14 protein-coding genes are annotated in these 16,661 nt (G+C 32.8%); 8 read left to right on the top strand and 6 right to left on the bottom strand.

What is annotated here, in order from left to right:
- From IW18_RS01535 to IW18_RS01515, 5 genes are read left to right on the top strand one after another with little or no spacing between them, the layout of a single operon-like run.
- Window positions 1-780 carry an ABC transporter ATP-binding protein gene (locus tag IW18_RS01535; RefSeq protein ID WP_041515797.1) on the top strand — a complete coding sequence of 260 codons (780 nt, stop codon included), beginning with the start codon at window positions 1-3 and terminating at the stop codon, window positions 778-780.
- Between the two features lie 25 nt (window positions 781-805).
- Window positions 806-1,663, top strand: a complete 858-nt coding sequence (locus IW18_RS01530; protein ID WP_041515796.1) for an MlaD family protein — start codon at window positions 806-808, stop codon at window positions 1,661-1,663.
- An 18-nt stretch (window positions 1,664-1,681) separates the two neighbouring features.
- Window positions 1,682-4,495, top strand: coding sequence for an AsmA family protein (locus IW18_RS01525; RefSeq protein WP_041515795.1), 2,814 nt, complete (start codon window positions 1,682-1,684; stop codon window positions 4,493-4,495).
- An 11-nt stretch (window positions 4,496-4,506) separates the two neighbouring features.
- The gene (locus IW18_RS01520) at window positions 4,507-4,995 is read left to right on the top strand and encodes a low affinity iron permease family protein (RefSeq protein WP_041515794.1); all 489 of its coding nucleotides are present in this window, start codon (window positions 4,507-4,509) and stop codon (window positions 4,993-4,995) included.
- Entirely contained in the window at window positions 4,992-6,191 is a 1,200-nt protein-coding gene (locus tag IW18_RS01515; protein ID WP_041515793.1) for an NAD(P)/FAD-dependent oxidoreductase, read from the top strand. Before IW18_RS01520 ends, IW18_RS01515 begins: the two co-directional genes overlap by 4 nt.
- An 84-nt stretch (window positions 6,192-6,275) precedes the next feature.
- Here the strand turns inward: IW18_RS01515 and IW18_RS01510 are convergent, their stop codons facing one another.
- Window positions 6,276-7,226 carry a bifunctional helix-turn-helix transcriptional regulator/GNAT family N-acetyltransferase gene (locus IW18_RS01510; RefSeq protein ID WP_041515792.1) on the bottom strand — a complete coding sequence of 317 codons (951 nt, stop codon included), beginning with the start codon at window positions 7,224-7,226 and terminating at the stop codon, window positions 6,276-6,278.
- 335 nt (window positions 7,227-7,561) lie between these two features.
- Window positions 7,562-8,587, bottom strand: a complete 1,026-nt coding sequence (locus tag IW18_RS01505; RefSeq protein WP_041515791.1) for a helix-turn-helix domain-containing protein — start codon at window positions 8,585-8,587, stop codon at window positions 7,562-7,564.
- Between the two features lie 197 nt (window positions 8,588-8,784).
- Between IW18_RS01505 and IW18_RS01500 the strand changes: the two genes are divergently transcribed.
- Complete coding sequence (locus tag IW18_RS01500; RefSeq protein WP_041515790.1) at window positions 8,785-9,267, top strand: DNA-deoxyinosine glycosylase; 483 nt, start codon at window positions 8,785-8,787, stop codon at window positions 9,265-9,267.
- 276 nt (window positions 9,268-9,543) lie between these two features.
- Window positions 9,544-9,978, top strand: a complete 435-nt coding sequence (locus tag IW18_RS01495) for a DUF6526 family protein (protein WP_041515789.1) — start codon at window positions 9,544-9,546, stop codon at window positions 9,976-9,978.
- A 4-nt stretch (window positions 9,979-9,982) separates the two neighbouring features.
- On the opposite strand, the gene IW18_RS01490 is transcribed toward IW18_RS01495, so the two are convergent.
- From IW18_RS01490 to IW18_RS22570, 3 genes are all read right to left on the bottom strand, one after another.
- The gene (locus tag IW18_RS01490; protein WP_041515788.1) at window positions 9,983-11,170 is read right to left on the bottom strand and encodes a hypothetical protein; all 1,188 of its coding nucleotides are present in this window, start codon (window positions 11,168-11,170) and stop codon (window positions 9,983-9,985) included.
- Window positions 11,171-11,317: 147 nt separating this feature from the next.
- A complete protein-coding gene (locus tag IW18_RS01485) occupies window positions 11,318-12,736 on the bottom strand; it encodes an MATE family efflux transporter (protein WP_041515787.1) in 1,419 nt (472 codons plus the stop codon).
- Window positions 12,737-12,818: 82 nt separating this feature from the next.
- Window positions 12,819-13,283, bottom strand: coding sequence for a MarR family winged helix-turn-helix transcriptional regulator (locus tag IW18_RS22570; RefSeq protein ID WP_052480042.1), 465 nt, complete (start codon window positions 13,281-13,283; stop codon window positions 12,819-12,821).
- A gap of 171 nt (window positions 13,284-13,454) precedes the next feature.
- Between IW18_RS22570 and IW18_RS01475 the strand changes: the two genes are divergently transcribed.
- Complete coding sequence (locus tag IW18_RS01475; protein ID WP_041515786.1) at window positions 13,455-14,372, top strand: hypothetical protein; 918 nt, start codon at window positions 13,455-13,457, stop codon at window positions 14,370-14,372.
- A gap of 250 nt (window positions 14,373-14,622) precedes the next feature.
- On the opposite strand, the gene IW18_RS01470 is transcribed toward IW18_RS01475, so the two are convergent.
- On the bottom strand, window positions 14,623-16,641 hold the full coding sequence (locus IW18_RS01470) for a glycoside hydrolase family 97 protein (protein ID WP_041515785.1): 2,019 nt from the start codon (window positions 16,639-16,641) through the stop codon (window positions 14,623-14,625).
- Window positions 16,642-16,661 lie beyond the last annotated feature (20 nt).

The following is a 16,661-nucleotide window of genomic DNA, read 5'->3' as shown; positions in this document are numbered from 1 at the left end:
ATGATTAAAGAGAAAAAAAATATAGAACCTAAAACAAAAGAAAAAAGCAAAACCCCAATCCTTGAGATTAAGAATTTGCACAAAACTTTTGGTACAGATAACAAAATTTTACAAGGCGTAAATCTAAGCGTTAATAAAGGCGAAGATTTAGTGATTCTTGGACGTTCAGGCTCAGGAAAATCAGTTACTATAAAATGTATCGTTGGTTTAATTGAACCTGATCAAGGCGAGATAAAAGTGTTTAATGAAAACGTATTGAATTTAAGCAAATCTGAATTAAACAAAATTAGAGTCCGAATTGGATTTTTGTTTCAAAGTGGTGCTTTGTACGATTCAATGTCTGTTCGAGAAAACTTAGCTTTTACACTAAAAAAACACAAAAAAGATCTTACTCCGGAGGAAGTTGAAAGCGAAGTAATGGAAGCGCTGGATAATGTTGGTTTGAGCGATGCAATTGATAAAATGCCATCTGAATTATCTGGAGGAATGCAAAAGAGAATTGGCTTGGCCAGAACCTTGATCTTAAAACCGGAAATCATTTTATACGATGAACCAACAACAGGATTAGATACCATTACATCAAGAGAAATAAGTGAATTAATTCTAGATATTAAACATAAACGAAAAACAACCTCGATCATTATTACGCACGATATGGCTTGCGCCAAATTAACTGCAGATCGTATTATGGTTTTGAAAGATGGAATCATTCACGCCGAAGGAACTTATGAAGAACTAGAAAAAGACGAAGACGAATGGGTTCGCTCTTTTTTTCAATAACATTAAAAATAAATCATTAGAAATCATGGATAAGCAATCTGGATATACTTGGAAATTAGGAATGTTTGTAACAATAGGTTTATTGCTTTTTATAATGGCAGTTTACTTTATTGGGAAACAAAAAAATCTATTTGGCTCAACATTTCATCTTACCTCAAAATTTAAAACCGTTAGTGGTTTAGAAGTAGGTAATAATGTACGTTTTTCAGGAATTAATATTGGAACTGTCGAAGAAATCAGGCTTATAAACGATTCTTCGGTTGTGGTGTCTATGGTTATAAAAGATGATGTACGAGAATTTATTAAAACAGATGCTCGCGCAAGTATTGGTTCTGATGGTTTAATGGGCGATAAAGTATTGACTATTTCTCCAGGTGTAAAATCTCGAAAAGTGATCGAAAATGGTGGCGCAATTGCTTCGATAAATGGAATCGAAATGCAGGATTTAATGAAAAGTGTAAAGAAAAGTGTTGACAATGCTGCTGTAATAACTGACGAATTAGCCATTTTTAGCCATAGTATGAATAACGGAAACGGTGCGCTGGCAAGATTAGTTCGTGATGATAAAATGGCGAGTAGCGTTTCGAATACAATTAGTAATTTAGAATCAGGTACCAAAGGTTTTAGCGAAAATATGGAAGCTGCAAAAAGTAATTTCCTGCTAAAAGGATATTTCAAGAAAAAAGAAAAAGCTAAAGAAAAGAAACAAGAAGAAATAAAAGAGAAACAGGAAGAGCAGCAAAAAAAAGCGGAAAAGGCTAAAGAAGAAAAAGCAAAAGAGGAGAAAGAAAAACAGGAAAAAGCCGCAAAAGAGAAAGAAAAGCAGGATAAGCAAAAAGAAGAAGACGCTAAAAAAGCTCAGGCCGACAAAGCAAAAAAGTAACACATCAAAGCCTTAAATATGAGAACTTCATATAAAAATATAAGCCTAAAAATACTAAAAATTACAGGAATAATAATAGCAAGTATCTTGCTATTATTGTTTTTAATACCATTGCTATTCCCTGGAACAGTTGCTACTGAAGTTAAAAAAGTTGCGAACGAACGTTTAGATACAAAATTAGATTTTACCAAGTCCAGATTGTCATTTTTTACACATTTTCCTTCATTAACAGTTTCGCTTGATGATGTATCACTTACCGGATCTGCGCCTTTTCGTAATGATACTTTACTGAAAGCAAATCAGGTTGCTTTTGGAATTAATTTAAAAAGATTAATTTTTGATAATGAAGTAAAAATTAATAAACTATATGTTTCAAAAGCACTTATAAATATTATGGTAAACCAAAAAGGTCAAGCCAATTATAATATTTATGTTGCGCCCGAAGATCGCGACGAAAAACAAAACGATCCTAATGCTCCTGAAGAAGGAACTGCTATAAGGCTGGAACGAATTGATCTTGAAGATTGTCATGTAAAATACAATGATCGATCTGCCAAAATTCTAGTTGATGCAAAAGGTTTTAATTATATTGGAAAAGGAAATTTAAGCGAAGATATTTTTGATTTAAATACTGATGCCCGAATTGATACTGTCGATTTTTATTACGACAGAACGGCTTATCTTAGAAAAAAAGAAGTCCGTGCAGATTTAATTACCAGAATTAATACACATGCTCTTTCGTTTATACTTCAAAAAAACGAATTAAAAATCAATAAATTACCACTAGAATTTACTGGTTTGTTTACTATTTTAAGAGATGGTTATAAAATCAATATTAAAGCAGCATCTACAAACACAACCTTAAAAGATTTATTTTCGGTCATGCCACCAGAATATTTAACCTGGCTGGAAGAAACCGAAATTTCCGGTAAAAGTGATTTACTTTTTACTTTTAGAGGAAATTATAATGTTGCCAAAAAGCAAAAACCCGATTTAGCTTTCAATTTAAAAATTGATAAAGGCGCTATAAATTATCAAAATGCACCTGCTCCATTAACAGATTTTCAAATGAATCTAAATGCTGTTTTGCCATCACTTGATGTCGAAAAGCTTTTAATTAATCTTGAAACCTTTAAATTTAAAGTTGGTGAAAAAGATTATTTTAACGCTTATTTGCGCAGTAAAGGTTTTACTGAAATGACAGTCGATGCCAGCGTAAAAGGTGCTCTGGATTTAGCTACAGTCGATGCTGCCTTGGGCTTAAGTTCTATTGACATAAAAGGAATTTTAAAAACAAACATTCAGGCAAAAGGGATTTTTAGTACTACTAAAAAATTGTTTCCTAAAACTATTGGCGGAATCTCACTTCGAGATGGCTGGTTTAAAACAGACTCTTACCCTAATCCTATTACCAATATTACGTTTGTCGCCAATGTGCTTAATAAAGCCGGAACCTATCAGGATTTAATTGTTGCTGTAGCTCCCGCATCGTTTGTTTTTGAAAGAAATCCGATGTATGTAAATGCTACACTTTCAGACTTTAGCGATTTGGCTTACAATGCCAAAATTAAAGGTGAATTAAATGTCGGGCGAATTTATCAGGTTTTTTCTCAAAAAGGTCTTGATGTTACAGGTTATGCAAAAGCCGATCTTTCACTTAAAGGAAAACAAAGTTATGCCACTAAAGGACAATACGATAAACTGGATAATCGCGGAACTCTTGTATTAAAAAACATTAAAGCTACATCTGAGTTATTCCCGAAAGCATTTTTTATCAAACAAGGAAATTTTCGCTTTCAAAATGAAAAAATGTGGTTCGATAAATTCTATGCTTCCTATGGAAAATCAGATTTTGATATTAACGGATATTTACTCAATACGATTAATTACTTTTTGGAATCGCACGGAACTTTGACAGGAAACTTCAACATGAAATCTAAACTTATTAATGTTGATGAATTTATGGCACTTAAAAAAGGAGAAAACACAGATCGCAATATCGAAGTAGAATATGCAAAAGAAGATCATCCTAAAATGAGCGGTGTCGTTATTGTTCCCAAAAATTTAAATGTTACTCTTAATGCCAATGCCGATAAAGTAGAATATAATGGATTAGTCCTGAATAAACTTTCCGGAAAAGTAGGAATTGCTAAAAGTGGTTTTTATTTAGAAAATGGCACTTTTAATATCATTGACTGCATTTTAGGAATCGACGCTTCGTATAAAGATGAAACGCCAACTTCGGCACATTTTGATGCTCATTTTAAAGCCAAAGATTTTAGTGTAGAAAGAGCTTACAAAGAAATTCCGATGTTTCATGATATGGTTACCGTAGCCGAAAAAGCAAAAGGAATTATTTCTGTCGATTATAAAATTAAAGGAGATTTAAACGGAAATATGGGACCAATTTACGAATCTCTTGAAGGCGGCGGAACTTTAAACTTGCGCGATGTACAACTGAAAGGTTTAAAATTATTTGACGGAATTAGTTCTAAAACCGGTCAAAAAGGTTTGGATAATCCTGATATGAAAGGAATTGAAATTAAATCAAGTATCGATAACAATTTAATTCATGTAGAACCTTTCTCCTTTACCGTAGCTGCCTTTAAACCTACAATAAAAGGAACTACAAGTTTTGATGGTTTACTGGATTTAAGAATGCGATTAGGGCTTCCGCCATTTGGTCTTATTGGAATTCCAATCGTTATAACCGGTACACATCAAGATCCAAAAATTAAAGTTTTTAGTAAAACCGGTAAAAAAATAAACGACGCCATTTATGACGAAGTACACAATAAAGTAATTCGGGAAGAAAAAGTGAGTAAACCATAAATCAAATTGAAATGAAAACTAAAAAACAAAATAAAAGCAGCGCCTTTGAAAAATTTGCGACAAATGTCTCTAAAGCAGCAGGAAGCACGCCTGCTTTTATTGGCGCATTTTTAATTGTAGTCGCCTGGGCAATTTCAGGTCCAATTTTCGATTATTCAGAAACCTGGCAATTAGTAATCAATACAGGAACAACGATCATTACATTTTTGATGGTTTTTTTAATTCAGAAAGCACAGAACAAAGATTCACTGGCAATTCAGTTAAAATTAAATGAACTGGTAGCATCAAACGAATACTCGAGCAATAGCCTTGTAGATATTGAGAGTATGACCGAAGAAGAAATGATCATAGTTCAAAAATACTATCATAGACTAAGTGAATTAGCGAAGAAAGATGAGAGCATCAGAAATTCACATTCTATTGCAGAAGCGCTAGAACAACACGAACGCAAAGACAAAAACAGAACTAAATCCCGTACCCGAAATATCAATAAAAAATGAAACTACGCTCTACCGAAACTTTCTGGCCATTAAAAAATGCTATGAAAAACAGTTATCCGTCAATTAATTCAGATTTGAATACCACTATTCTTATCATTGGAGGCGGAATAACAGGAGCTTTAATGGCTTACAAATTAATTACCGAAGGCAAAAAAGTAATACTTGTAGATCGTCGCGATGTCTGTAACGGAAGTACTGCGGCCAGCACCGCTTTACTGCAATACGAAATTGATATTTCGCTACACGAACTAATTAAAATAAGAGGAGAAAAATGTGCTGTTGACAGCTATCAAAATGGTAAAAAAGCCATATTTGATTTGCGTACTATTATCGATACTATAAAAAGTGATTGCCAGTTTGAATTTAAAAAAAGCATTTATTTTACATCTGTAAAAAAAGATATTCCGTTTTTACGAAATGAATTTAAATGCCGAAAAGAACATGGATTTGATGTAAACTGGCTAGAAAGATGGGATCTCGAAAAAATGGGTTTAAATGCAATTGCAGCAATAGAATCTAATACCGCTGCCATCATGGATCCGTTTAGGCTGGCAAATGATTTACTGGTTTATTGCCAAAAAAAGGGAATGCAAATTCTGGATCGTACCAACATTACAACTATTCAACACCAAAAAGGAAAATGTATCGCGCATACCGAAAATAAATTCACGATTACCGCCAATCATATTATTCATTGTACCGGTTATGAAAGTACCGAAACTCTAGCCGAAAAAGTAGTCGATTTAAAAAGTACTTATGTAATCACTTCTGAAAGTTTGCCCATTTTACCTGCCGCTTTCAAAAATGCTATTTTTTGGGATACTTCATCTCCGTATTTATATTTTAGAGCAACTTCAGACAATCGCATTATTATGGGCGGAGGCGATGAAGAATTTAAAGATCCAATAAAACGAGATAAACTATTACCGAAAAAAGAACAATATCTTTTGAAACATTTTGAAAGAAGATTTCCAAAAATTGATTTTAAATTAGATTATTCCTGGGCAGGAACTTTTGGCGAAACCAAAGATGGTCTTCCTTACTTTGGAAAACCTAACCCTAAAAAAAATGAACATTATGTTCTTGGTTTTGGAGGAAACGGAATTACCTTTAGCGTTATCGGAATGAACTCTATTCTAGATTCGATTAATGATACTGAAAATGAGGATTTAGAGTATTACAGGTTTGGGAGGTAAAAAAGCTGAAGCTTTTTTAGGTTCAAAGTTACAAAGGCTCAGAGGTTTAAAACTTTGTGCCTATGAGCCTTTGTAACTTTGAACCTAAATTTTCAACTCCATCTGAATATTACAACGTTTATAAGGTGTCGGCAAACCAAAAACTTTCTGAAAACCGAGTTTGTAATACAAGTTAATTGCGGGTTTTAGGATTGTATTACTTTCCAGATAGATCTTTTTTGCACCTTGTTCTCTGGCGCTATTAACAATTGCTTGCCCTAATAGAAAACCAATATTTTTACCTTGGGCTTTGGGAGAAACTGCCATTTTTGCCATTTCAAAATCAAACTCAGAATCATTCATTTTGATAAGTGCACAAACTCCAAGTGGCTCATTTTGATATAATGCAACGAAAATTTTACCGCCTTTGTCCAGAATATATTCCTTTGGATTGTCTAATGCTTTGTAATCTGCTTCTTCCATTTCGAAGTACGTCGAAATCCATTCAACATTCAATGTTTTAAAAGCTTCAAGATATTGCGATTCAAAGGGTACAATTTTTACATCTTTGCTTTCGCGTAATTTCTTTTGTTCGTTAACTCTTTTAAACAACGTTTTTTGTTCTAGCAAATGTTCCCATTCTTCAAGCGCAGCCCACAAATTATGACTTGATTCTGAAATTAAACCATCTACAGCAGCTTCAACATCATTTAATTGCAATTTTAATTCCTTAGAAAACTCCCAACCTTGTGCAGTCAAACCTACAATATTTCTACGTTTATCACTGCTTTTCAAGCTTTCTTCAACTAATCCAGTAGCAATCATTTCCTGGATAATTTTGCTCACAGACGGTTGCGAATGTCCAATTTCAGTAGCAATTTCAGTAATCGTGATTTCTTTCTCGTTCATAAGTGTATAAAAAACCGGAAACCATTTTGGAGAAAAATGCATTCCGTACGACTCATATATCTTGGCAGCATCATCTGTTATAATAGCTGTCATTAAACGCAAGCGACTCCCCAAAGCCACTTTGCCAACTTTATTAAAAAATTCCATATATAATCAATTACATAACTAGTTATGCAAATGTATCTATTTTTTAAATACAAAGACTAAAAGATGGTAAGATTTTAATTTTTTCCTCAATAAGATGCCTTGAAATTGCTATACGCATTTTTGTCATCCCGAGGGACGAAGAAACTGCGCAAGAAACTAACGCAAAGTAATTTTTAACAAATTAGCAAGCTAATTATGGAGATCGCTCGTTCCACGGGATGATAATGATGGCGCGTATTTTTTAAAAATATGCTATCCAGAATGTTAAGAGTGAGTTTTTTTCTAAACAACTTCTGAACCTTTGCCACTTTGGACTTTTGCCACTTTGCCCCCTTTTACGCTGTAATCGCCAAAGGATTCAAATTGTACTTATAATCTTTTGGACTGCAATTGAATTTTTGTTTGAATATTTTTGAGAAGTAGCTTCGACTGGTAAAACCAATACAATAAACAATTTCGGAGATGTTTAAATCTGAAGTACGAATTAAGATTTCGGCTTTTAAAACTCTCATATGTGTTATATGATCATTTACAGTTCTGTTATGAATTAGTTTAAAACCTTCCTGTAGTTTATTTGGCGACAAACCAGCTTGTTTACACAATGATTTAATGCTAAAAGCTTCTTCAGGATTTGCTTCAATAGCTTGAGAGAGTTCTTTAATTTCTTCCAATTCTTTTAAAGTAAGACAATTTGTATCGTGGGACAAAGCTTTTTGATCATCAGAATATTGTTGAATTTCCATGGCTAGAATAATTCTCAAAATTCCTTCTTTCATTATATTCTTAGCAATTCCGGTTTCAGTAATAACGCTTAATTGGTCAATCTTTCTGTCAATTTTTAAATTATAAGAACTTAAATAAAAGAAATTTGATGCAGTATTACCTTCAACAAATGTTTTTCTTACCTGACTATTTAAAGAATAACCTTGATTTACTTCAGCAATCTCATTTCCTATAATAATCAATGTGCATTTGGTTCTTATGTCTTTCTGAAAAAATAAAATATTATTCTGATTTTGCTTTGTATTTACAATTGCAGTCTGAAAAGCATTAATCTTTTTACTATCGGTAGAAAGGTCAAAACTATGTGATAAACTTCCTTTAGAACAATATGCAAGATATAAAGGTTGTGATTCCTCATTTGATATATTCAGACATAAATCTTCCGAAAAAATCATATCAAACTGAACATACGAAATATTGTCGCTAAATGAAACGGCCGTGATTATTCCCTTTGCAAAATCATTCTCCACTTCGAGTATATGCTCATCCAAATCAAAAGTCACAGTTCCGCCAATATTAGTATTCAAGTCTTCAAATAAATTCTGAATTTTTTCTGTATGTATCGTAACTGTTTTCATTTTGTTTTGGATTTAAAATTTTACAAATCAATTAATAGTTTTTTTTCACAGAATTAGTATTCTTGTATTACAAAACCTGAACACCAAAGTTCATCTAAATGTACTTTTAGAGTGTTACATAATTTCTTACTTTTCTTTTATAATTACTTATAAATGATTATTTTAACTCAAACAAAACGTTTTTTAATTCAAAAAAGATGAAAAGTTTCTCTTTCTTACCCATAAGTTCAAATAATGCTAATATTCTGATTTTGGGCACAATGCCCGGAACAAAATCACTGGAAATGAACCAATATTATGGTCACAATCAGAATAATTTCTGGAAATTTATGTTTACCATTTTTCAAGAAGATTTCTCTAATGATTATGAAACAAAAAAGGCGCTCTTAATTAAAAACAAAATTGCTGTTTGGGATGTTTTGCAATATTGCGAAAGAATTGGAAGTTTAGATAGCGCTATAAAAAACGAGATTGCAAATGATTTTGAGACTTTTTTAAAACAGCATTCAAACATTGAAACCATTTTGTTTAACGGACAAAAAGCGGCGGCGTTTTTTAAAAAGTACGTTCATCTCGACAAAACGTATCGTCTTATAACCTTGCCATCAACAAGTCCGGCAAATGCAAGCAAATCTTTCCAGTCGAAACTAGACGAATGGAGGATTATTTCGTCATTATAAAAACTGCAAATATTGAAATCCTATAACATTTTTGTTTTAAATTATAACAGATTACAAAGACAATGGAATTAATTTTACACCAACAAGTTAAAGCCATTGAGAAGAAGAATGAATTTAAGGATTACGGCTTTTTAAAATATAAATACGACTAAGAAAACTGTAACAAGTTTAATTATAAAAGAAACATTGGTTATGTTAGTTTATTTTTGAGAAAAAGCTATTCTATTTTAGGGTAGCTTTGTTTTTTTATAACAACAAACCAAAAACAAAATAACTATGAAAATTCAAACATACTACAACCACATACGGTTTTATAAACCGCACCATTTTGTTTTTTATCCTGTTTTAATCCTGTTTTTGGTGGCAAGTATTTACTTTGCATGCACTACAAACGATGCGCTGATTTGGTCGTTTATTAGTGTTTGTTTTGTTTTTTTATTTTGCCTGGCATTTATGTTGCGACAACATTATGCGCTTACTTTGCAAAACCGAATCGTTAGGTTAGAAATTCGCTATCGCTACTTTACTTTAACCGGAAAGCGATTTGAAGAATTTGAGTATAAATTAACGGATGATCAGATTTTTGCTTTACGATTTGCGCCAGACAACGATTTTTTGCCTCTTTTAGATGATGCTCTAAAAAACAATCTTAGTGGCGACGCTATAAAAAAAGCTATTGTACACTGGAAAGCAGATTATAACAGAGTTTAATCCGTTAGGAATCTGTTCTTACTTTACTGGAGTTTTTTTTATAATTAAACAAAATATAAATCAGAAAAATAACGAACCAAACCGCTGCAATAACGCTGAAAAAAATATCGATAATAGAAGAATGAAGATAATTTGGCTCGTAAAAAAAGCGTTCTAAAGTCGATAATTTATCTTTTAAAGCTGTTCTGTCAAAATTATTTCTAATGCCGTTTAATGGTTCGTCGTGATGGTCTTTATAAAAGAAAACATCCTTTGTTAAATCTTTAGGTACAATACTAGTTTCAATCTTGTATTTTCTAAACAATGTATCCAATTTTTGAAAACTATGCAGTAACGAATCTTGCTTAAACTTATACAATAAGTTATATCTTTTTACTGCTGCATCGTATTGTTGTTTCTCTACAGGAATTCCTTTTATTGGTTTATAGATTGCTTTGTTTTTAATAAAAATGCAAATATTAGAATCGTAATCCGGGTTAACTTGTTGACCTTTATAAATAATTTCGGTACTGTCTTTTAGCGTATTTTTTTTAATTATTCGCTCCAGAAGCTCTTTTTTACCAAAACCAATGCTATCCAAAATTGTATTTGCCGCCGCCGAAACCTTATTTAAATCTGTTGTTAGCATCTTTAAAGTATCAATACTATAATACTTATACTCGACGGTATAATATTGACCAATCGCACTACTATCTGCAACTTCTATAACGGGATAAGGTTTTGGATATAAAACATTGACAGGATTAAATAATTTCTCAGAACTATATGAGGTATAATTATACAATAACGGACGTAAAACATTCAATAACGTTTTGTCATTATTAAGGTCTTTTTCAGACAATTCTGTTTTTAACTTTGCATTCATACCAAAGCTATAACTCACAAAAAATGAAAAAGTAAAAAATGAAACCAACAGTAATAAACCACCAATTTTAAGCAAATTGGTAAATGTATAATTTTGTCTTGAATGATTTTTTATTAGAAAAATTAAGAAAAAAAGTAAAAACAAACCACTTATAAAAAAGTGAGAAATAGAAACATCATCATAAAACTTAAATCTATAAAACTCGCTATAAATATCAATTTTCCCAATTCCTTCAAACGTAAAATAGCCGTATAGAAAATATCCAAAATGGATTAATAATAGTACTAAGAAAGATTTTATAAAGTATTGTTTTAATTTTTTGTCCATAATAAAGTTGAGAATTTACTCTCAAATATAGATAATCAATTTTCTAATTACAAATGGGAGTCAAAAATGTCAAACAAAAAAAGACGCACCGTAGTGCGTCCCTATATTAAAACCTTTGAACCTTTGAACCTCAGCAACTCAGAACCTCTACTTAACCTCAAATCCCTCCTTTACAATTTCTCTCTCAACCTTATCGATAAGTTTATTGGTTTTTCCGCTTAATCTTTCTTTTTTCCAATCGCCTTTAGCATAAATAAGCATTGTTACAATTGCTGTAACTACAGTCGATATAGGAAAAGCCCACCAAATTCCAATTGCTCCAAGTGGTGTATTGTGTGACAAAATGTAAGCCAACGGAAATTGTAAAACCCATTGCGAAACCAAAGTCAAGATCATAGGAAGTGTTGTGTTTCCAACGGCTCTAAACACGCCTAACAAACACATTTGAAGCCCAAGAAATCCCCAAGAAAGACATGTTATTCTTAAAAATACAGTTCCGCCAGATATAACTTGCGGATCGTTTGGTACAAAAAAAGCAATTAAATGAGGCGCTAAAAGAAACGCTATTATGCCAATTCCGGTTAATAAGCCAAAACCTAAATAAGCACCTAGTTTTGCGATTTTACCTGCACGAAGCATATTTCCCGCACCAATATTTTGCCCCACCAAAGTAGCTACTGCCATTGAAAGTCCTAATGCCGGAATCATTATAAGCTGAATTAAGTTTGAACCTGCTCCATATGAAGCTACGGTTGTTGTTCCAAAATGTACAATTAGAAACGTAATCGCTGTGAGCCCAATTGCGCGCATAGATTGTTCTATTGACGACGGAAAACCAATTTTAAAGGCTTTCTTGATGTGTTTGTAATCTGGTTTAAAATCCTTTAACTGTAAATGAATTCCGTGTTTTCCTCTAAACAAAATAGCAAACCCAATAATGATTGCTAAACTTTGTGTCGATAAAGTTGCCAAAGCCGCTCCTTTTACGCCCATTGCAGGAATAAAATTCCATCCAAAAATAAATAACGGATCTAAGGCAAAATTTAGAATTACAGTTCCTAATACAATGTAAACGGGCAAAGTAACTCGACCAACACCACGCATAACCGATTGAAAAATCATAAAACTAAAACTAAAAACCAATCCTATAAAGGCAATTCGCATAAAACCCAATGCGTTTGTATAAACCTGTGGTGTTACTTTAAGTAAATACAAAAAGTACGGACTTAACCAATACCCTATAATTGATAAAACAATCGACGCCGAAATTACCATTAGTAATGTTTGGGCTGCTACATGATTGACCATTTCCTGCTGTCCTGCACCAAAATATTGTGCTATAAGTATTGATCCTGCAATGGCCAAACCGGTTCCTAATGCAATCATCAGAAAAATTACTGGTGTACTTACAGATACAGCTGCAACGGCATCTCCGCCCAAACGTCCAACCCAAAATGCATCAACTAATTGATATGCGGCTTGCAGTAAATTGGCAATCATTATTGGAACTGCTAATTTTAATAATGAAGAAAGTATTGGCCCTTCTAATAATTCGCTTTTGTTCATTTTTAGTTTTCTGTATTTATATTATTTTTTTTGCATTGCTATATTAGAAATTCGTCTAATTCGTCGCGAACTTTTTATTCCACTAAAGCGCATCAAGCTTATCTGCAAAACCTCTAATTGCTGCTAAGGCTTCTGTTCTTTCCTTATCAGAGAAAACGGCAAGAACCTCATCTTCTGACTTTCTCATTAACAACCGAATACTTTTTGCCATACTAAATCCTTCGGCCGTAAGACTTACTATATTTTTTCTCTTGTCCTCTTCATCTTTTTGAATTTCAACCAAGCTTTTCTTTTCCAAAGCATTTACGCTTCTTAGAATAGACGACTTATCGCGCATGGTAATGTCTGAAAGTTCTCTTTGAGACATGCTTTTACGCTGCAAAATCATGATTAGCGGAAGTTGTTCTTGCTGTAAACTTATTCCAGCTTCATTCATAAGTGTATTTGTATGACGAAAAATAGTTCGTTTAATTCGGTGAATCTGAAAGAAAAAACTATTCGAAATTTCGTCTTTAAATGCATCAAAATCTGTTTTATTATTTTCCATAAAGCAAATTTACAAAAAAGAGTGACATGTCAACTAATTTTAACAAATAATCTATCATACTGATATTCAGATAAATCATTAAAATAATAAGATCAAAAAACTGAATTGAATGATTTTTTTTGTTAACTTTAATTGTTAAAATTTTATCAATAAAATCTAAAAATAAGTCAGATGAAAAAGTTATTTTGTTTTTTGATAGTTCCTCTTTTCTTCTCTACAATTCAGGCACAAACCACCGCCGAAATACCTGTAGAAAATCCTCTAACTGTTCTGCAAAGTAATATTGACACTCCTTCTCAAGATTATGATGTAGCAGATTTACCTTGGTATGCCAGACGTTTTAAAGTAACTGCAGGCGCGTTTTTTCCAGTCAATAATACTCAAATTCAGGTTGGTACTAATAACGGAAATCACGGAACAGAAATAGATCTTGAAAATGATTTAGGTTTTTCTAAATCCAGCAGCTCTTTTATGGGAACTTTTGACTGGCGAATTTCAAGAAGATCTAGATTGGGATTTGAGTTTTTTGCTCTTGATAGAAGCTCATCCAAAACTTTAGAAAAACAAATTGATTTTGGCGAACACACTTACAATATAAATACGAGAGTAACCGCTATGTTTGATGTTCAGATTGCAAGAATTGCTTATGGTTATGCTTTTTTGTCTAAACCAAAATACGAAGCTGGTTTGTTAATTGGTACTCACGTACTTTTTGCAGATTTGGGTTTACGAGTTGACGCCAATCAAACTAGTTTAGAATATAGAGATAGTTTCAATTTTACTGCTCCGCTGCCAGATATTGGAGTTTGGGGAGAATTTGTTTTGGCAAAACGCTGGGGGTTATATGTAAATGCAAATTATTTGGCCATAAAGATCGACAATATCGATGGCCGAATTGTTAGTTATAATTTAGCTGTTTCATACAATGTATACCAAAATCTAAGTCTTACTGCAGGATACACTGGTTTAAATTTTAAAGTAGATGCTGTTAAGGAAAGACTAAACGGATACCTAAAATGGGGCTACAACGGACCAACTATAACAGCTGTTTATACGTTTGGCAAACATGTTAAATTGTATAAACACTAGTTTTTTTAAGGTTCTAAGGTAATGAGGAAATAGGTGCAAAGGTGCAGAGACACAAAGATACAAAGGGAAAAAGTGTTGAAATTAAAACCTTAAACTTGAAACCTTAAACTTGAAACCTGAAACTTGAAACTTGAAACCTGAAACTTGAAATCTGAAACTTAAAACCAAAAATAACAAACCCGATATCTTCCAAGAAAGGTATCGGGTTCATTGCTCAAACACAAACTTAATTCAAAAAAACTCAACTAACTTATCTTTCAATTGGACTAAATTTTATTGCTGTTCCTCCGCCAGCTGCCAATTTGATATCTAATACTGTTTTACTATTTACTTTTTGTTTTGAAATTGTTACGGGATATGGATTTGTTTTATAATTTGTTCCCGTTCCATCTGCATAAATTTCGGCTTCATATTCTTTGTCTTTATCTAAAAACGACAAGTCTACTTTAAGATTCCTCGCATAACTATTTGTGATAGAACCTAAATACCAATTTTTATCTTCCCAATCTTTACGTGCAATTGTGGTGTACTCTCCTATTTTAGAATCTAACACTTTGGTATCTGACCAATTGCAAGGAACATCTTTAATGAACTGAAACTCTGGCTTTCCTTCATAATTCTCCGGAAGGTCTGAAGCCATTTGCAACGGACTATAAATAATTACATACAATGCCAATTGATTTGCCAAAGTAGTTTGGACTCTTGCTCCCGAAGGTGTTTTGTAATCAAAATTGAAATTCCCTGGAGTATAATCAAAAGGTCCAGAAAGCATTCTGGTAAAAGGTAAAGTCGTTAAATGTTCCGGAGTATTTCCTCCATCTACAGACCATGCATTATATTCCTGTCCTCTTCCTCCTTCTTGCGACATAAAGTTTGGATATGTTCTCTGTAGTCCTGTTCCTTTTATTGGCTCGTGATTATCGATCATAATATGATATTTAGCCGCCGTTTCCATTACTTTTCTGTAATGACGTGCTCCATACTGGCTGTCGTGCCATTCTTTTTTGTCTAAATATTTATTTACATAACCCGTTTTTACGGTATTAACGCCCATTTTTTGATACAGTTTGAAAGCATCTTCTAATTGACTTTCGTAATGTTTTGTAGCGCCCGCAGTTTCATGATGTCCTATTAAACGAACATTTTTAATAGCTGCATATTTTGTAATTTCATCTAAATTAAAATCAGGATATGCTTTTGTAAAACTAAATGCAGAACCATCGGCAGTCCAGTCGCCATCCCAACCTTCGTTCCAGCCTTCGACCAGAACGCCATCAAAATTATTTTTGGCAGCAAAATCAATGTATTCTTTTGTATTCTTGGTCGTTGCACCATGTTTTGGTCCTTGTCCCCAAGTATATTTTTCTAAATGCATTCCCCACCAAATTCCAATATATTTTGAAGGTCTTATCCATGATAGATCTTCAATTTTTGAAGGTTCATTTAAATTTAGCATAATAGTCGATGTTGCAACTTCTCCCGCTGTTTTGCCCACAACAATTGTTCGCCAAGGTGTTTTAAAAGGTGTTTCGGCATAAACTTTTACACCATCTGCCCAAGGCACTAATTCGCTTTTGTATTGTTTGTCATTTGTTTTTAATAACGTCATTGAGGCAAAATCAGTTAAATTAGCTTCATGAATAGCCACAAATAATTTTTCTTTGGTTTCAAAAGTTGCAGGTGTGTTAATGGTATCTGTTTTACTTATTGGTGTTTTGCGATATGTACTTTCGTAATAACTGTTTTCGCGATGCACAGGAATCCACCAAACATCATTATCTGATTTAAAAGTAAATTGCGTGATTTCATTTGAGATTTTTACTTTGTCTAAATGAGGTTGTTTTGGAAATGAATATCGAAATCCTAAACCATCATCAAAAACTCTGAAAATAATATCTACCAAACGCTCTTCTCCCTTTGCTTCTTTTAAATGAACAATTAATTCGTTATGATGATCGCGAACTTTTTTAAATTCTCCCCAAGGTTGTTCCCAAGTTTCATCGGCAGATTTTTCTTCGGTGGAAACCACTTCAAAACCATCCGTCATTTTTTGGATTCCCTGAAACTCAAATCCTAATAACGATGGCTCTATAACCGATTTTCCGTTTGACGTAAAACTATATTGAGGCTGACCAGAAGGCGTTAATTCAAAAACTAATGCTGCTTTTTTATCCGGAGAACTTATTTTGTATGTTTTTTTAGTACTGCAGGCAAATATCAGCATCGATGCTAAGGCGATGAAACAGTATCTATATTTTATGTTTTTCATTATTTAATTGTATTAATTAC

The sequence above is a fragment of the Flavobacterium hibernum genome (assembly GCF_000832125.1).
GTDB classification, from domain to species: Bacteria; Bacteroidota; Bacteroidia; order Flavobacteriales; family Flavobacteriaceae; genus Flavobacterium; species Flavobacterium hibernum.
The sequence above is the reverse complement of the archived record's forward strand: the minus strand, read 5'-3'. Positions and strand labels throughout refer to the sequence as shown.